Origin of the sequence: Fibrobacter sp., from assembly GCA_012523595.1 — a bacterium.
Lineage (GTDB): Bacteria > Fibrobacterota > Chitinivibrionia > Chitinivibrionales > Chitinispirillaceae > JAAYIG01.
Genome location: JAAYIG010000068.1, coordinates 1 through 18906, shown reverse-complemented (window position 1 = coordinate 18906; position 18906 = coordinate 1). Strand labels below are relative to the sequence as shown.

The window sequence follows — 18906 nt, the reverse complement described above, 5'->3', positions numbered from 1 at the left end:
AATCCACCCTGTGGGAATCAGAGTTCAATACTCTCCGGATGTTCCTCTATTATCTGAAAAATATGTCCCGGTCTTTTCTTCGGGTCAAGTATTACAAAATTTCGTCCACCCTGCCATCTGTAGGTCTCATCATTGTTCAAAACATCTTTTACCAGGTATTCCCGGGAGTGCTCCAGACCAAGCGCACCTACATCAAGGTCGACCCATCCTGACTGGGTGTTTTTTACATCCAGATTAACAATACATAGCATTTTACATCCGGATCGCTTATCTACTTTAGAGTAAGCCATGATCTCCCTGTTTTCACAATAGTGAAAAAAAAGATTGTCGTATTCATGGAATGCCGGATAATTGTTTCTTATCTGATTAAGTGTTTTTATGAAGCTTTTTACATTTCCCGGAGCGTCCCAGTCTCTTGCTTTGTACTGATATTTTTCGGAGTCCAGAAGCTCCTCTTTACCAGGGTAAGGAACAGTCTCACAAAGCTCATATCCATTGTACATTCCAAAGAGGCTCGATAGAGTTGCAGCCAGAAAGGCTCTCATTGTAAATGCCTCCCTGGGGGCATTCTGGAGTATGATCGGCAGAATATCAGGCGTGGTAGGGAAGAGCATACCGCGCATGTATTCTTTTGCGGGTGACGAGGTAAGCTCTTTAAAGTACTCCTCAAGCTCCCATTTCTCGTTTCGCCATGTAAAGTAGGTATAAGACATGTCAAACCCCAGCTTGGCAAGCCGGTGCATGACTTTAGGTCTTGTAAATGCTTCAGAGAGAAATACGAGCTCCGGTCTCTTCTTTTTTATATCGTTTATAAGCCATTCCCAGAATATAAAGGGTTTTGTGTGTGGATTGTCGATTCTGAAGAATGTAAAGCCTTTATCTGCCCAGAAAAGGATAATATTCCTGATTTCTGTCCACAGCTCCTTCCATTTGGGATTGAAGAAATCGTAAGGATAGATATCTTCGTATTTTTTTGGAGGGTTCTCAGCACACTTTATAGTACCATCCTTTTCATAGCAGAACCATTCCGGGTGCTCTTTTACGTGCGGGTGATCAGGGCTGCTGTTGAGGGCGATATCGAGCGCGAGTTTAAAACCGTGTTTTTTACAGGCTTTTACAAATTCCTCAAATTCCTCCATTGTCCCGATATCAGGGTCAACCGCGTAGTGACCGCCATGTTCATTACCAACTGCGTAAGGTGATCCCGGTTCTCCATCGAGAGCTTTGAGACTGTTGTTTTTTCCTTTACGGTTTTTCTTTCCGATTGGGTGGATAGGAACAAGATAGATCGTATCAAAACCCATGTTTTTGATATCATTCAATCTTTCTATGCAGTCATACCATGTTGCGCTTCTATCGTCATATTTACCCTGTGACCGGGGGAACATCTCGTACCATGTCGAGAATCGTGCGTAAATGGGGTCTACCCTTACCTTGAACGTTTTTTCAAATCTGGTGACTTTTCTTTTGTCCGGAAGAGTCCAGGCCTCAAGACCATATTCATAAAAACCGATCTGATCGACTTTAAAGCTTCCCCGCCAGAGGTCATTATTGACATGCTCCATGGGAGATTTTTTCCATGCGGAATCGCCCTGTTTTCTGTAGATCAGTCTGGCACCGATTTTTTCATGTCCGGTACGGAAAATATCCGCTTCCACAATGACCTCATCACCAGGTTCTTTTTTCAGAGGATATTCTCCATTATTGACAAGGGGAGTAATATTTTCAAAGACAAAGTATGAGAGGTTTTCAGGAAAACTACTCATTTGACTGCTTTTCCCTTTCTTTTTTTCTTGAGATCACAAACTGGTAGAATTCTATTGTTTTAAGTGCGATTTTCTCCCATGAGAATTCCGCCTCGACTCTTTTTCGTGCAGCTTCCCCCATGTGTTTTCTCAACTGGGGGTTTCTTATGAGCAGGTTGATTTTTTCCGCCATATCACGCTGGAAAATCTCAGGATACTTTGGCTCGAAATTGATTTTGGATTCTGCGGCAAAGGAAACAAGGAACCCTGTTTCTCCGTCTTTTATGATTTCCGGGATCCCTCCCACGTAGGTCCCTACAACCGGTGTGTGGCATGCCATTGCTTCCAGATTTATAATCCCGAATGGTTCGTAAAGAGAGGGACATACAAAAACAGCCGCATGGGAGTAGAGAACCCTGAGAATATGATGATCGAGCATCTGGCTGATCCAGATCACATTTTTCCTTGATTGCTGCATCCTTGAGATTTCGTACTGCACCTCCTCTTTGATTTCTGGAGTATCCGGAGCGCCTGCGCAGAGGACGATTTGAGCGCTCTCATCGATATATGGGATAGTTTTTATCAGATGAAAAATTCCTTTTTGACGTGTGATTCTGCCGACAAAAAGGACAAAAGGTTTATCCGGGTCGATACCGTATTCCCTCAGGACATCCTGTTTATAAATACGCTGGTAAAAATTCAGGTCAATCCCGTTGTGGATAACTCTTATTCTGGCAGGATCGACGTTGTACATTTGAATTACATCTTTTTCCATGTCCGCGGAAACAGCGATTACACCGTCTGCATTCACATAGGCAGTATTTTCTATCCAGGTTGAGAGATCGTAGCCTGTACCCAGTTGTTCAAATTTCCATGGACGGTGGGGTTCGAGGGAGTGTGTGGTCAGAATCAGAGGTAATTTGTAAAGAATTTTGCAGAGAAGACCGGCCCAGTGGGAGTACCAGGTATGGCAGTGTACAATATCACAATCCTGCAGGGCAGCAGCGAATTTAAGATCGTTTTCCAGAGTGCTGAAAACTTTCTCCAGCTTGCCATGAGCACCGTAGAGTTTATCTTTGCAGTCAAAGCCTTTTACAGTAAGCGGGAATTTTCCATTCTGATCTCTGTAGTCCTGGTTTCCAAAGCAGAACACATCGACCGGTATGTGTTTTATCAGTTCGCGGGTGAGGAAATCGACATGAGTACCAGCCCCGCCATAAATATTAGGCGGGAATTCATTGGTCAGAATAGCTGCTTTCATACCGTTGTCCTTAAGATTAAGGCACTGGCCAGAACGGGTTATTTTAGGGATTAATGATACAATCCTGCCCCCGGAAATTCAAGCTGAGCCGATAAAAACGGGTTCCAGGGCAGGGGATAATATAAAACAGGGAGAGACTCTCGGTGAGGATGCAAAAATGTCTTAGTCCTCCTTTGGTTAAATAGCAGATTCAGGTGGCGAGGCCTCAAAAAAATACCCATTCCAAAAAGGATTGACCTATTTTATTGGACTGTTATTTAAAAACTTACTGCGAATTGGAGGAAAAGATGCCGGAAGTAGACATTCAGAAGGAAAAGGAGTTTTTCCTGGATATTCCTCAGAAAAACGAAACCTTTTTTCTCAAGGGATCAAATAACCACGACTGGGGTTTCAAGAACCGTCTGGCGCGAATTTTCAACCCTGTTTCCGGAAAGACAGTGATGCTGGCTTTTGATCATGGCTATTTCCAGGGGCCGACCACAGGTCTGGAAAGAATCGATGTTACAATTGAACCTCTGGTTCCTCATGCCGATGCGCTCATGCTTACCAGAGGTATTCTCCGTTCCCTTATATCTCCTGCTGTAAAAAACAGCGTTGTCATGAGAGCAAGCGGCGGACCCAGTATCCTTAAAGAATTGTCGAATGAACAGATTGCGGTTGATATGGAAGATGCTGTAAGGATGAATGTGTCTGCGGTAGCCGTTCAGGTCTTTATCGGTGGGGAGTTTGAGAGCCAGAGCGTATTAAATATGACAAAGCTTGTCGATGCCGGCAACCGGTATGGAATTCCAGTGTTAGGGGTGACCGCGGTGGGTAAAGATCTGGTCCGGGACGCCAAGTATATGCGTCTTGCTACCCGTATCTGTGCTGAGCTGGGAGCGGCTTTTGTAAAGACCTATTATGTGGAAAAAGAATTCGAGACTGTCACCGCTTCCTGCCCGGTTCCGGTTGTAATAGCAGGAGGGAAGAAATTGCCGGAACTGGATGCTTTGAAGATGGCACGTAACGCGATTGATCAGGGTGCGCTGGGTGTTGACATGGGAAGAAACATCTTTCAGTCGGAATCACCTGTTTCGATGATACATGCTGTCAGGAAAGTTGTACACGAAAACATGAGTCCGCAGCACGCGCATGAATTTTACCTTGATCTCATGAATGAGGAGAAAAAGAGGAAACAGCGCTGACTGGAATCGGGACCAAATCCAAACCCTTACGCATTTGTTTAAAGGAACAGCAGAGAAGATGAAATCGAGATGGCAGGATGAGATGGCGGCAGAGGCTCAGAAGGAATGTGAAAATGTGGATGCTGGATTGCGTCTGTACTCAAGCCGCCTGCTGGGCATGGAAAAGGATCTGGTGCTTTATGGTGGAGGGAATACCTCTGTTAAGTCCACTTTTACCGATATCACAGGAAGGCAGGTCCCTTCCATCTATGTAAAGGCATCGGGGTGCCATCTGGCGGATATGACCGCAGATGACCTTGTACTGCTTGATTTTGCATGGCTTTCAGGGCTCCGTTCGCTGAAAGAGATGTCGGATGAATCTCTTCGTGAGGTACTTCAGACCCATCTGCTGAGACTCAGCAAATCGGTGCCCTCAGTGGAAGCGATGATGCATGTGTTTATACCCGGTAAATTTGTCGATCATACACATCCATCTGCTATCCTTGCACTTGTGAACAGGGAAAACGGGGTAACTGCTGTCAAAGAAGCACTTGGGGAGGATGTTCCCACTGTGCCCTATATAAAAGCCGGTTTTGGACTGGCAAAAACTGTGTCGCAGACAATAGAGAAGTACCCTTCGTGCACATCCCTGGTTCTCCTTCACCATGGACTGATCACCTGGGGAGAAACTGCACAGGAATCATACGAAAAGACAATCAATCTTGTAAGCAGGGCAGAGGAGTACCTTAATTCAAAAATCAGCAGGCCTGTTCAGCATGTACCTGTTTCTTTTGAATCAATTCCGGATTACAAAAAAATTGCACCGCTTATCAGGGGTGTTTTGTCCAGTCCTACCGGAAACGCGGATTATCCCCGGAAAAGAATCGTACTTTGTCCTTTGCTGGATGAGACGGTGAAGAAGTTCATGGAAATGCCTGAAGCCAGGAGTCTTGTTTTACAGCCGCCATTGACTCCTGATTATCTTATCCGTACCAGACCTTTTTCATTGTGGCTGGATAATCCCGATTACCAGAATCTGGCCCATCTGCGGGAGCAATTATCTGATGCAGTAAAATCCTTTGTCCTTCAGTATGAGGAGTATTTAAGGAGGCATAGAGGTTCGATGTCAGCCGGCACAGCAGTATTTGATTCTTATCCCCTTGTGGTTTTTCTTCCCGGACTGGGAGTAATCTGTGTCGGGGCAACTGCAAAAGATGCTTCCATCGCCAGGGATATTACAGAGCAGGCTATAAGGGTAAAGGAGCTTATATTCAGAACCGGTGGCAAATACAAGGGACTCAGTGAGGATCATCTGTTTGACATGGAATACCACAGTTTCCAGACTGCGAAGGTAAAAAAGCAGTTCTCAGAAATCAAAAAAGAGGGGATTGCACTTATCACAGGTGCAGCGGGAGCAATTGGCTCTGGAATTTCTGTGAGATTGCTGGAAGAGGGATGGCATGTTGCTGTTACCGATCTTCCCGGAAAACCTCTTGAGTCTCTGGAATTGACACTCAGAGAGCGGTTTGCTGAAAGGGTGATGGCTGTTGCACTCGATGTTACCTCACCGGAATCGGTAGAAGCAGGTTTCGAGGCTGTAAAAGAGAAGTGGGGGGGGATAGATCTGGTTGTCATAAATGCCGGCCTTGCGCATGTCTCATCGCTTGCAGACATGGATACCTCAGCATTTCAGAAGCTTGAAAAGGTAAATGTAGAGGGCACACTTCTTTTGCTCCGTCAATCTGCCCGTCTGTTCTTCCTGCAGAAGACAGGTGGTGATATTGTGCTTATTTCCACCAAGAATGTATTTGCCCCGGGAGCGAAATTCGGGGCCTACAGTGCTACCAAAGCTGCTTCTCATCAGTTGGCCAGAATTGCGAGCCTTGAGCTTGCTGAAATAGGTGTGCGTGTTAATATGGTGGCTCCGGATGCAGTTTTCTCTCATGGAGAAACCAGGTCAGGTCTGTGGAGTACAGTAGGACCTGACCGCATGAAGGCAAGAGGACTGGATGAGAAGGGGCTTGAAGAGTACTACCGGAACAGAAATCTTCTGAAAGCCCGGATTACCTCTGAACATGTGGCATCTGCTGTACTGTTCTTTGCTAATCGCCTTACACCAACCACGGGGGCCACAATACCGGTTGACGGGGGATTGCCGGATGCAGCACCGAGATAATTGATATCAGGCATTTTCCAGTAAAGCAGCTTTTTCCTTGCTACGTGCGACAGCTCTTTTGGCGGCACTCAGTTCCATTTTTCTCAAACGGAAGCTTCTGGGAGTGACTTCTATCAACTCATCCTCGGCGATGAATTCTATAGCCTGATCCAGAGAGAGATTCCGGTGAGGCCTTAGCACTACAGTTGCCTCTGCTGTAGAGCTTCTCATATTGGTAAGCTTCTTTTCTTTGGTGATATTGATAACAAGGTCCTCGGAACGATTCCTTTCTCCTACTATCATTCCCTCATAGACTTCAGTTCCTACCGTCACAATCAGGTCTCCTCTGTCAGACATCCCGAGACTGGCATAGGTAGTTACTTTTCCCGGTCTGTCGGCTACAAGAGCGCCGTTTGTCCTCTGGGGGATTGGGCCGAACCACTCTGCATACCCGTTAAAAAGCGAGTTCATTATGCCTGCACCTTTGGTGTCAGTCAAAAACTGGCTTCTGAAGCCGATCAGTCCGCGTGACGGGATCAGAAACTCCATATCCACCCGTCCATGCCCATGATTGTGCATCGACATCATTTTCCCTTTACGTACAGAGAGTTTTTCAGTAACTATGCCTACCCGATCTTCTGGTATGTCAAGGTAAACAGTTTCCATCGGTTCCATTTTTTTCCCATTGATCTCTTTTGTGATCACTCTGGGTTTTGAAACCATGAACTCATAGCCTTCCCTGCGCATTGTTTCTATCAGAACAGCCATCTGAAGTTCACCTCTGCCGCACATCTCCCAGGCATCCGGGCGCCCAATATCTCTTATTCTCATCGATACATTACCCAGAGTTTCTCTCACCAGCCGTTCTTTTAAGTGTCTTGATGTCAGGAATGTGCCTTCCCTGCCGGCAAACGGGCCATTATTTACATAGAAAATCATGGAGATGGTTGGTTCATCTATTTTTATCCGCGGGAGAGGCTGTGGATTTTCGTTGTCGGAAATCGTATCTCCAATCTGCACTCCTTCGACTCCCGCAATTGCTATGATATCACCTGCAATAAGTTCGGGGACCTGAATTCTCTGCAATCCCTGAAAAGTATAGCAGGCTGAGAACTTTATACCGGTTCTGATACCATCTGTTCCGCAGAGACTGTAAAACTTGTTCATTTCCAGTGTTCCGCTTGAAAGCCTGCCCATGGCTATCTGTCCTACGTAGGGATCGTAGCTGAGATTTGTGACAAGCAACTGTGGTATGTCGTTATCGCTTGCCGGAGGAGCGGGAATGTACTCGATAATTTTATCAAACAGCGGCTGGAGATTTGTCGAGTTGTCATTCAGGTCAAGATGTGCCACACCGGATTTGGCATTTGTATACAGGATTGGAAAATCAATCTGCTCTTCGGTGGCATCAAGATCGATGAACAGATCATAAACCTCATTTATCACTTCATCAATTCTGGCATCGGGACGATCGATCTTGTTTATTACAAGTATAATTGGCAGTTTCTTTTCCAGCGTTTTTTTAAGTACAAATCTGGTCTGTGGGAGTGGGCCTTCACTGGAGTCTACAAGAAGCAGCGCTCCATCTACCAGATTGAGACTGCGCTCCACTTCACCACCGAAATCGGCATGTCCGGGTGTGTCCACAACATTGATTTTCACACCTTTGTAATGAAAAGATGTATTCTTTGCTGCGATAGTTATTCCGCGTTCTCTTTCAAGATCCATGGAGTCCATAACCCGTTCTGCTACAACCTGATTTTCTCGGAAGGTTCCGCTCTGCTTTAACATTCCGTCAAGAAGTGTAGTCTTACCATGGTCGACATGTGCTATGATAGCGATGTTACGAAAATCGTTTTTCCTCATTTTTTGTCCCGTTTATCAGATTTTTTTCTTTAACACTGTTATTCTGTTTAAGATTTGATTCCTTGATTTCAGATGGATAAGGGAGTTTATTCTTAATCAGGATAATAAGAGTCAGTTTAACTGTGTGGATGAGAGATTGATACTTTTTTCAGCTCATTCCTGAAGATCTTCTCAAATTCCTCCTTGAAAACTCCTGCTTCATTCATCCCTTGATGTCGCGCACCTTTAATCAAATGGATACTAATGTCTGTGAACTTACTTTTCAGAAAATCAATGTTATATCTCCAGTTTACCACATCATCTTTTGTGCCCTGAATGACACAGATTTCCGGTTCTTTCCTTATCTCCCATGATCGGGTCTTGTCAAACCAGGAGAAATAAGAGCGGGCCCAGCGGAAGGGAAAGTGATCGATCCGCATCGGGTCGTTTTTCAGGAAATGAAGGAACTCTTTATCCGATGATTGATTACGATACAGACGCATGGATCTTTGCGTAAAAGGTGAAAGAATTACCAGTCCGGCCCTTGCAGGGAAATACCAGGCCATCTTGACCAGAGGAGAAATCATGATCATTTTTTTTACCGCTGCCCTGTCCGGAAGTGTCAGGTATTCAAATGCAGCAGCGCAGCCAGTACTGTGTGCGGTGATAATAAGACTGCTGTCAATGACAGACTCTGCTTTTTTACGCACAGAGGCTAATGCTCTTCCATACTCAGAGAAGTTATCAATCGATGCTCTCACTCCCGAGGACAATCCATGACCGGGGAGATCGAAACAGACAACGGTGTAGTCCAGATCAAGGCAAAGTTTTATAAGATTTTTAAGAATCCCTGAATGATCGAAAAAACCGTGGGTCATCAGAACACTTCCCTGACTTGCAGGAGGAATAAAAACATGGGTAGCGATTCTGAAAGAGTCGGATTTTACATATCCAAAGTAATGCTTTACAGGATCTGTAAAGTTAAGAGAGTAAAATCTGAAATAATCATTGATATGCGATGAGTAAACAGGGCATTTCTGCAGGTCGAGGTCTCCGATTTCTTTCACGACCTCGGATATGTCAAATGACCATGCGAGAACCGGAAAAAGAAAGAGGATCGAAAGTGATTGTATTAACAACTATGGTTTCCCCGATGAAATCTGCCATTCATGAAATGGTATTGAAAATAATTCGTGACATACAGTTGAATTCGTAATACCTATGGCTGTTTGCACGTTTTTTTATGCACCATATAAACCAATCAATCCGGAAAGTAACTGCAGGGGATTTGTTCTGTTTTTATATACTTTTTATCGGAATTTTATTATTTTGGTGTTAACTTAAAAAAGGTTTATCTCATCATGAGCATGTATCCATCCTTTCATTTCCGCGATAAATAAGGCTATATAGCCGAATCTTCTTTTCAGAGTCCGAACGTTTTTCATATTTGGATTAGCATTTTTTATACCGCTAAAACCGGGAAAGCGATTGTTTATTATTGTTTCAGAATGGATGGAAAAAATGACTGAATGGAAAAAAATATTCGCAATTATCTGGTCAGGTCAGATTATTTCGACCCTGAGCAGTATTACTGTCGGTTATGCCGTAATATTCTGGCTCAGCACAGAGACCAGATCGCCGGAAGTGCTGGCGTTTGCTGCAATCTCTTCACTGCTTCCTCAACTGGTGCTTGGCCCTTTTGCCGGGGTGTTGATCGACAGGTGGGACAGGAAAAGCATAATGATTTCTGCAGATCTGTTTGTAGCTCTCTGCTCCGCAGTAATGAGTATACTGATTTTAAGAGGGGAGATAGATATCACCCTGTATTATATCCTTCTCATGTTCCGCTCTGTGGGAAACGCTTTTCACATCCCGGCTATGCAGGCATCTGTACCTCTGCTTGCCCCGGAATCGGAACTGATGAGAATATCAGGTGTTAATCAGATCATACAGTCCGGAAGTATAATTGCCGGGCCTCCCCTTGCGGCATTTCTGATAAGTGTTCTCGATATGCCCAAGGTTATTATGTTCGATGTCGCAGGGGCTGTTATTGCCTGTACATCATTATTATTGGTACGTATTCCCAACCCTGAGAAAAGGGAAGATGCTCCTGCGCCGCATATATTTCGAGAAATGAAAGAGGGACTTCATGAAATATATATCCATAGGGGTTTACTCTGGCTTTTCATAGTCTCTGTTGCAGCCTTGCTTTTTATACTTCCTGTTGCGGCACTTTTCCCGCTTATGACACTGGATCATTTCGGGGGAGGAACTTACCAGGTGAGTATCATCGAGGTAGCATGGGGTGTGGGGATGCTTGCTGGTGGAGCTATTCTTGGGATCAAAAAACTCCGTATAAGCAAAGTAATCCTGATTAACACCATGTACATTCTGCTCGGGCTTTCATTTGCCTTTTCAGGACGTCTGCCAGAGAGCGGATTCTATGCTTTTATGGTACTTACTTTTCTGGGAGGGGTCTCGATGACTGTATATTCCAGTGCTTTTATGGTAATTCTTCAGACCACCGTTGAACCATCGGCACAGGGACGTGTGTTTTCATTTTATGGAAGCATTTCACTCGTACCGTCAATAACAGGTCTTCTGTTTACTGGATTTCTTGCAAAGCGGACAGGTGTCCCTGAGGCATTTCTCATCGCCGGGATTTTGATTGCAGTACTGGGGATAGTGTCTTTCTTCATTCCTGCAATCCGACATCAAATCTCAGGGAGCTGAGAAGAAATAAAGTTGCAGTCGCAAGTCAAGGCAACCGAGACAGTCCCTTACTTGCGACCTGTAACAACAACTCTTACTCCCTCCGAATGACTCGTGAACTCCGGAGCGTACATGCATTGGATTGTCGTGATACCATTTGAGAAGTCACCGGCATGTGCCACCACAAGTGGGTATTCAAAGACATGGGTACCCTTTTTCAGATATGAGAAAAAGAAATTGGTGGCTGCATCGCGGGTACTTTCATAATACCCCAGTCCGCCTTGCCACCTGTAACCGGAGAATACATTCAGAGGTTCGAATCCAGATGCCCGCATGTCTTTCATGTGCACATACTCCATGTCCCTGTCAACCCTGAGCTCAATTCTCACAGTGATCTTGTCACCCGGTTTCAGAATAGTGCTTTTATCAATTTGTGACAGTTTTTTACCTGTGTGTGCTGTTTTCGAAACGAAGAGACTTTTTTTCAGTTTAAGTGGTGTTTCAGCGGCTTTAATTTTGTCCATCTGTTCAAAATACTGCCAATAAACTGCTCCCCATGATACTCCGTTTTCCTGTTTTGTCACAGTGATATTTCCCATCTGAGGCCTGATATCCTCTGATGCCCATGATTTTTTAAAATAACCAGTTCCAGCCTCTGTTTTAACCCTACCTCCATCTTTGGCGTTGATTTTTATATCTCCAAGAGAGATGGATACATTGGAGGGATTTGCCAGCCAGTCAGTTCCACGCAGGAGCAGTGCATAACAAGCATCCGCAGTAGCCCTGGTAGTTTTCCAGTTCTGTGTTTGTTTACTTTTAATGAGCCAGGTTTTGAGATTGTCAACCGAAACCGGGTCATTTCCTAATTCCTCGAAAACCTCCACCATCAGTGCCTGTGATTCTATCGGGGCATCGTACCACCACCATGATCTTACCTCATATATCTCTTTCCAGTACATACCCATCTCCTCACTGACAATGGCGTTTTGTTTTAATGATGTGAGGATTTTCTGGGGATAGACCTTATCGCCATAACGGTTTAGCGCCAGGGCTATCATCCCCTGCATATATCTGCGGTTTTTGAGCCAGTATTTCTTTGATTGTCCGAGGAAATATTCAAATGCTTCTCTGTTCTTTCTCTCCACTGGCATATCTTTGAAAAAACTTCGCATGTAAAGGTACTGGATATGGATCTCAGAAAGATTATTGCTATCCGGGGCAGCATGCTTCATTATCCTTTGATAATCCTCTCTGATCCGTTCATCGAGATACATGAGAAAATCTGTTGTCATGTTTTTCAGGCTATGGTTACTGCGCAATTGAAGTACTCCGAGATGATCCAGTCGACCAAGCCCGATGGCAATATGCTGTGTAATATAGCGGTCATCCGGACCTCCCTCAAACCAGGGCCACCCACCGTTTTTCAACTGAAGTTTTTTAAGTCTTGCCAGGGTTTTCTTTTTTTCTTTAGCGAGCCTGTTAATGTCAAAGAGCAGACCTACACGTTTTTTTCTTTCAGATTCATCCTTCCCGTCAAGAAGCCATGGAGTTTCCTCCAGCAGAAGAGATTTAAGTTCCTGGTTCTTTTCCAGGTTTGAAAGGAGCGCATCAGGAGACTCGTTTTTCCACTGATCGAAAACAGCTTTTATCTTCGGTGATGAATTTGCAATATGCGCGGCGAGACTATTTGCGTAAAAGCGGCTGAATATCTGCTCTGAACACTCGTAGGGGTATTCAATCAGATAGGGGAGTGCCTCAATTGCATACCAGGCAGGATTAGATGTAAACTCCAAGGTTAATCTGTGATTTACAATGGTGCTTGAGGAATCATTCTGTGACAGAAGAGCGGGTATGGTGAACTTTTTCGTTCCTTTCCTGTTGATGGAGAGCGGAACGCTTTCGGTGACAAGAGTTCTGTTTGACAATACGGGAATAATCCGTTCCTCGCCGTCGCTGAAATTACCTGCACTTGCCACTACTTTGACATTTACTGCCCCGATTCCATCGGGGATCTTCAGATCCCATTGCAGAGGAGTACTCTGTCCTTTTTTTACTGAAAATGGTACCTTTGCTTTTTCGTTACCGAATTCATTGTCAACCGGTTTCATGGATGCAGCATCAAAAAGGAAAAGCTGTGCTGTGCCGGACAAATTGTCATCAGAGAGATTGGATATCTTGGCTGAAAAGGTAATCCGGTCATTTTCCCTGAAAAACCGCGGAGGATTGGGCATCACCATCAGGTCTTTACGGGTTACAAGCTCGTTTGATGTCAATCCGTATTCCAATTCGCGCGTGTGTGCAAATCCCAGCATTTTCCACCTGGTGAGTGCTTCAGGGACCTGAAATTTCACTATGATCTCACCTCTATCATTGGTTTCAAGTGAGGGGAAGAAAAATGCAGTCTCATCGAGATTGACCCGTGCCTTAATCTCAGACAGGTTCTCAGTGTGTGCTTTGTCCTTCTGTTCACTTGTTATATGAGATTCATCAATGGCATCTACTCCCATGAACGATTCACTTTTCAGACTTTTAGTCAATACTCTTTCTTTTGCCAAACCGGCAGGCGCAGGAGTGCTGCTTTTTTTAAACTCGAGTTCAGGAGATGCGGCAGCAAGGCCTCCTCCATATCCACGGGCATAGGCAATAAATTTCCGGAACTGGTACCCGAACCAGTTTAGTGACGGATAGTTTCTGCGAGGATACTCTGAATGTTGATTCCAGTTACGGCTGCAGAGTCGTGTGTATTCGACCTGGTCTGTTGAATGGGATCTCCATTTTTGTCCGGCACTGAAATGCGGGTAGATGCTGAAGTACCAGTTATGAGGTGTAAAGGCATCGAGTGATGCATCATACAGGGCTGCTACCATCTCGGCAGCGACTTTATCCTTTCCTTTCCCACTTACTTTCAGGCGCCATTCCTCTTTTTCTCCCGGGTAGAGACTGCTCCGGAAAGTCTCAAATGATATATCAAGTTCTTTGTTTGTCCAGGGGACTTCAATTGCCGCTGTGTGATTATACGTACGGCCAGAATGCACAAAAGTTACATGGATGAAGAGATTACCACGATGTTTCTCCTCGACTGGAATTTGCAGACGTGTTTGCATCTTATTCAAATCCAGCCATTCTTTTTTAACTATCTGATTCCTGTGCTCGATCTCGTAAAGCAGTTTTGCATCACTGTATCCGGATCCTGCCAGAAACACCGCTGTGTCTCCGGGTTCACATCTTGATTTGACAGGTACAAACCAGTCCGGTTGAGGGTAGGGGAGCACTTTTTCTTTTTCCGAATACAGCGTGAAATAACGTGTATCTTTCACTTTAATCCCTGAGCGATCCTCAGCTTCTGCTTCCAGTACATATACTCCTGATTTCCACCTCTTTGCATTTGTGAGATCCAGATTTTTATCATTCCGGGTATCAAAATTGCCTTTAAAAGCTACCTCACCTCTGAGCCATGTGGTTATATCATCCTCGTTGCTGTAAATATCTTCCGGAAAGAGTGCATCGTGCCGGGCTTTTGTCTGGATTGTTGTATCTGGCTTTTGCCAGAGCCGCTTTCTGTGTATTGTCTTCGGGTTTTCCAGCCTCTGGATTTTGATATTTCCTTTGACTGGTTCAAATGTACCATTGAGGTTTTCTGTATTAATTGGAAAGGATAGCTGTGATTCTTTGCTAACCTGCTGCCCTACGTCTACATTTAATGTGAGTGAAACGTATCCTACATTGACAGTACCTGATGCGGAGCGGGTTTCACCATTTATATCTGTTACATCAAAGGAAACATTGTAAGAGAATATGGGATTTTCTGATTCTGGAATTGACTTGTCGGCTATTGCGGTAAAATCAATGGAGAAACCGCCGGTATCGTTTGTTACAGCAGTTCCACTGCTTATCTCCATCTGTCTGCTCCATCTTGAAGGTCTTCTCCAGCACCACCACCAATCGGGAAAACGTGCTGTACGGACAACCCGGTATTTCACAATTGCACCATCTACCGGGGAGCCGGCATAGGCTTTGGCATGACCCGTAACGCGGATCTTTTCTCCAAGACGGTTTGTTCCCTTGAAAGGATCTATTTTAACTTCGAATCCGGGCCGTTTGTATTCTTCCACCGAAAAACCGACATAGCCATGATCATCGACAATACTCATCTGTCCGTTAAGTGTATTGACAGGAGCAACAAAGGATCCGTGTATGGAGCCGTACTTGTTAGTTGTCAGTTCAAGCCTTGAGACTTCCTGACCATGCACATTGTTGAGTCTGACAGAAGTGGCATATCCAGCAGCGATCTCGCTTCTCTCACCATCGGTTCTGAGTACTATACCTTTGAAATAGATCTTCTGTCCGGGACGATAAATTTTCCGGTCAGTGAAAAAAAATGTACTCAGCCTCGTTTTAGGCTTTTGAGTTTTAAATTTGTACAGGGAATACTGACGGTTTACATGCAGCCGATCATCACCTTTGATCAGTTCGATTGAAGTTTCTGTGTACCGGAGAGCATCCTCCGGGGGGATAAAGACAAAACCATCCTTATCGGAGAGATATTTACCATGGAGTACCCTTTGGTAAGAACGTCGTTTTTCATCATAATTAAGTTTCCAGGCTTTCACGGTTACACCCTGTATTGGATGACCAGTTTGGCGGTCGAGAATGTGGAACTCCTGCCCACCTCCTTCTCTCTGACGGTTTATGTGGCTCATGCGGGAGGTCTGGACCGATCCGAAAACTACAGCCTGACCATTAATACTGAAATCGGGACTGGATGAGCAGAGAATCGTGTAATGTCCCAGAGTAAGTGGAGGCATCTGGACCTCTACTGAATGGCTTTGATAATCCAGGGGCAGAGGAAGATTTGTTTTCCATTCCATTATCGGCTTGATTGCAGCCAGTTTAGCAGCGATACTATCATCATGAGCATGGCTTTTGATGCTCTGGTATTTGTCTATATCGATTTCCAAAATCCGCCAATAAACTTTCGCAACATTTCTGTATGATAGCAGTACTTTAAATGGCTTGTTCGGCAGGTTAACAGATTCCACATTGAAGCCGAGGTTTTTGGTTTTGATCCTCGATGCCAGTGCCTTGCACTGACCTGCACCATAGGAGTCTGGCCATCTTTTAATCGCCCTCTCACATTCCTCTAAAGCCTCTTTATTCATCCATCTGTATTTCTCATCCTCACCGGCAATGTAGCTGCTTCCCAATTGTTGTTTGAGGAGGGCTATTTGATATATGACCTCTGTCGATGCAGGGCTGTTTGGAAATCTTTTTTCAAGTGACAGAAGAGCCGAGAGGTAGAGAGAGTCTTTATCAGGGAGAACCGAATGTCTGTAGACAAATGCGAGTCGCTTCAAGTCTGTATCCACAAGGGCATCGGGGGATTTATCCATTATATGGAATGAGATAAGGTTCTGAAGGGTAAGCATGGCATGGAACTTCAGTGATGCTGTATCCTCGGTCTTGATATCGATTCTCGCAAAGCGGTCGAATGGAAGAAAGTAATCCGGGCTGTTGATAGTGAACTCGAAAGAGGGTTTTGTCAACTCGTGATCATCCACAGAGAAGAAATCCAATGCCCGGTGGGCGAGGAGATCATAGAGAGTGGGCCGCAGTTTTTTATCAGGATTACGATCTTTAATAATCTCGTCATAAATGTCAATATGGGTTTTCTTGAGTTTTACTTCATCTTTTAGTGAAAGGTAATACTCACTGATTACTTTTTCCATGATTGTCCGTAAATCCCATGTCCGGATATCCTCAGAGACCGGGCTGTCTGTCTGAGTGCGATCAAAGATACTCCACCTGTTGTTCTGGTAATAATTCCAGTAACACTCTGCCAACATCGAATGCAGCACCGGTTTTACAGGGAAGCTCGATTCTTTAATTTCAGAATTCAACCGGGAGATGACTTTTATTAAAGCATCCTCTTCTTTACTGGAAAGGAGCTGGAAACTGAAGATCAGTGATTTTATCACCTGATCGGCATTACCTGCTTTTTTAGCCCTTTTATGAATGCTCTCGACAGAATCGAATGCGGTTTCTGTCAGTCCATCATCTATGAGTGAATTAACACTCTGCCATGTATCTGCAAAAATATCTGCCTTATTGGTTGTTGATTTTTCGACCGATATCAGGGGGAGGCTGATAAGGAGGACAAAGAGGCTGCTGTTGATCAGATAGCGATATTTGTTCTGTTTCATGGTTTTGTTCCGGTGAGGGGTGATGAGTTTAAGGCTTTTAAATTCACCTCTGAGATGAAAGAATGACTTAACACGTTAAATCACAAATTCACCTCTGAGGTGAATCATAAAGGAAAAATAACACAGGAAAGAGGCTCTCTATCAGGAAAAACGCTATTGGTTGGAAAAGTGTTACAAAATGTTACTGGGGTGGAATGCTATGGCGGTCAATTCTGTAGAGTGGAATTTTCAGCAGCTTAAAAGCTGCTGAAAAGATTCCCGTTAGCCTGTTATTATCTGATTAAATAGAATGTGCAACCAACACCGGCTTTATAGGAAGACATGAAGAAAGAAGGAGCAAGGTCAAATAACACTCCTAGCTCTCCGAATACACCAAAGATATCGTTAATATCATAACGTACCCCATAGTGTCCATCCAATCCAAATTGTGTGTCCGAGTCTTTAATGAAATCAAGTCTGAACCCAGCTCCTGCATAATGCTGTAAATCTCCCAAATTTGGCAGATAGAAGTTACCGCTGAAAGCGAGTCCAAATGCACCATGGTTATCAGAAGCCTGGAATCCTATCTGGGGTTTTAATTCAACCATGTCTGTTATACGCAGGTTTGCACCTACTAAATGATCGGAGCCGGTCTGAAATTCCAGCCCGAGCTTTAATGGAAACGCACTACTGCATAAGGCACCGATGATAAGCATAGACATCATCGTTTTTTTCATAAAACCTCCCATCTTGTGAAGTTGAGTTTGTTTGGTTTTTTTGGGACCGATGTGGTTTGAGTTGTTTTTCTGTTTTTAAATGAAAGCCTGAAAGTGAGATACCCGATATCTCTGGATTGGTGCTTTTATTGAATATACAAAATTTCGCTGCTGTTGAGAGGGTTCAGGTAAAAAAAAAAGGATTTTGATTTATAGACATAATCCCGGGGTAGGGTTTGCTTCTTTTTCACCCCAGAGATGATTCAGTGATTTAATGGTTTAAGTCAAGGTTTCCTCTCTGAGGTGAAATTAAGCACATCTCGATCACTACAATACCTCTGGCAATCATATCGCAATCTTTAAGGTGCTGGGCATTTCCAAATTTTTAACTATGTAAAAGTTCTATGTAAATACAAGGGGGAAATATGCATACCGAAAAAATAGGAGAGGACATGGGGATGATAACCGGAATGCGGGTACTTGAGGTTGCTGCGGATTATACTAAATGTGAATATGACTTCAAGGACAAAGGGAAAATTCTGGGGATCGAATTTAAAGCAGCAGGAACAAGCAGAGCGATAATCAATTCTGAAGGCGTTGAGTATGATGATGGTGAGGCGGTTATGTTTACCGAAAACGGGGATTATGTCTCCTACCATGTCATCGGGATGGGGTATTCCACCAAAAAGGGGTATGAGGGTAAAGTCCAGCTTACATTGCAGTCTATGACCAATTCGGATTCCGAGGAACTGCAGCGTCTGTGTAAAAAACCTGTTCTGGCAGAATACGAAATTGATGAGGAAGGGCACACTACAACTACCTATTATGAGTGGAACTTCTGAGTTTTTATTGTAAACTGGGGGATGCGGCAGAAAGTCGGATTCCCCGTTAAGGGGATTTACCTCAGAGATGAAATAAGGATTCTGGTTTGGGTCTCTCTATTTCACCCCAGAGGAGAATTAAGGACTTTATCTTTGATCCTTATTTTACCCCAGAGGTGCCTTTAGGAGACTCTACCTTATTTCATTTTTTCACCTCGCAGGTGAATTGTTGAAACAACCTTGCGCAGCCTTAAAGAGAGTGCTGAAAAATTTGTGTAAACCTCAGAATAGTTGGTGTATGGATTATTT

The 18906-nt window shown here is 44.3% G+C and carries 10 protein-coding genes; 4 read left to right on the top strand and 6 right to left on the bottom strand.

All coding sequences use genetic code 11. The features are described from left to right. Positions 1-17: 17 nt before the first annotated feature. Positions 18-1766, bottom strand: a complete 1749-nt coding sequence (locus tag GX089_04095) for an alpha-1,4-glucan--maltose-1-phosphate maltosyltransferase (GenBank protein NLP01654.1) — start codon at positions 1764-1766, stop codon at positions 18-20. Next, a complete protein-coding gene (gene glgA / locus GX089_04090; GenBank protein NLP01653.1) occupies positions 1759-3006 on the bottom strand; it encodes a glycogen synthase in 1248 nt (415 codons plus the stop codon). The genes GX089_04095 and glgA overlap by 8 nt, the downstream gene beginning before the upstream one ends. A 287-nt stretch (positions 3007-3293) precedes the next feature. On the opposite strand from glgA, the gene lsrF reads away from it, so the two are divergent. Together lsrF and GX089_04080 are read left to right on the top strand one after the other, a co-directional pair. Beyond that, a complete protein-coding gene (gene lsrF / locus GX089_04085; protein NLP01652.1) occupies positions 3294-4190 on the top strand; it encodes a 3-hydroxy-5-phosphonooxypentane-2,4-dione thiolase in 897 nt (298 codons plus the stop codon). Positions 4191-4248: 58 nt separating this feature from the next. Then, on the top strand, positions 4249-6345 hold the full coding sequence (locus tag GX089_04080; GenBank protein NLP01651.1) for a bifunctional aldolase/short-chain dehydrogenase: 2097 nt from the start codon (positions 4249-4251) through the stop codon (positions 6343-6345). A 6-nt stretch (positions 6346-6351) separates the two neighbouring features. On the opposite strand, the gene typA is transcribed toward GX089_04080, so the two are convergent. Then, positions 6352-8190, bottom strand: a complete 1839-nt coding sequence (gene typA, locus GX089_04075; protein NLP01650.1) for a translational GTPase TypA — start codon at positions 8188-8190, stop codon at positions 6352-6354. 116 nt (positions 8191-8306) lie between these two features. Then, on the bottom strand, positions 8307-9308 hold the full coding sequence (locus GX089_04070; GenBank protein ID NLP01649.1) for an alpha/beta hydrolase: 1002 nt from the start codon (positions 9306-9308) through the stop codon (positions 8307-8309). Positions 9309-9690: 382 nt separating this feature from the next. Between GX089_04070 and GX089_04065 the strand changes: the two genes are divergently transcribed. Beyond that, positions 9691-10902 (top strand): MFS transporter, encoded by a 1212-nt coding sequence (locus tag GX089_04065; protein ID NLP01648.1) that lies wholly within the window; start codon positions 9691-9693, stop codon positions 10900-10902. Positions 10903-10949: 47 nt separating this feature from the next. Here the strand turns inward: GX089_04065 and GX089_04060 are convergent, their stop codons facing one another. Both GX089_04060 and GX089_04055 read right to left on the bottom strand, forming a co-directional pair. Then, the gene (locus GX089_04060; GenBank protein ID NLP01647.1) at positions 10950-17081 is read right to left on the bottom strand and encodes a hypothetical protein; all 6132 of its coding nucleotides are present in this window, start codon (positions 17079-17081) and stop codon (positions 10950-10952) included. Between the two features lie 272 nt (positions 17082-17353). Next, positions 17354-17797: a hypothetical protein gene (locus tag GX089_04055; protein ID NLP01646.1), complete on the bottom strand. Its 444-nt coding sequence runs from the start codon at positions 17795-17797 to the stop codon at positions 17354-17356. Positions 17798-18201: 404 nt separating this feature from the next. On the opposite strand from GX089_04055, the gene GX089_04050 reads away from it, so the two are divergent. Next, positions 18202-18618, top strand: a complete 417-nt coding sequence (locus tag GX089_04050) for a hypothetical protein (protein ID NLP01645.1) — start codon at positions 18202-18204, stop codon at positions 18616-18618. Positions 18619-18906: the final 288 nt, after the last annotated feature.

Coding starts and splice junctions, on each gene's coding strand:
- GX089_04095 (NLP01654.1), bottom strand. CDS start 1,766: ATGAGTAGTTTTCCTGAAAACCTCTCATACTTTGTCTTTGAAAATATT.
- glgA (NLP01653.1), bottom strand. CDS start 3,006: ATGAAAGCAGCTATTCTGACCAATGAATTCCCGCCTAATATTTATGGC.
- lsrF (NLP01652.1), top strand. CDS start 3,294: ATGCCGGAAGTAGACATTCAGAAGGAAAAGGAGTTTTTCCTGGATATT.
- GX089_04080 (NLP01651.1), top strand. CDS start 4,249: ATGAAATCGAGATGGCAGGATGAGATGGCGGCAGAGGCTCAGAAGGAA.
- typA (NLP01650.1), bottom strand. CDS start 8,190: ATGAGGAAAAACGATTTTCGTAACATCGCTATCATAGCACATGTCGAC.
- GX089_04065 (NLP01648.1), top strand. CDS start 9,691: ATGACTGAATGGAAAAAAATATTCGCAATTATCTGGTCAGGTCAGATT.
- GX089_04060 (NLP01647.1), bottom strand. CDS start 17,081: ATGAAACAGAACAAATATCGCTATCTGATCAACAGCAGCCTCTTTGTC.
- GX089_04055 (NLP01646.1), bottom strand. CDS start 17,797: ATGAAAAAAACGATGATGTCTATGCTTATCATCGGTGCCTTATGCAGT.
- GX089_04050 (NLP01645.1), top strand. CDS start 18,202: ATGCATACCGAAAAAATAGGAGAGGACATGGGGATGATAACCGGAATG.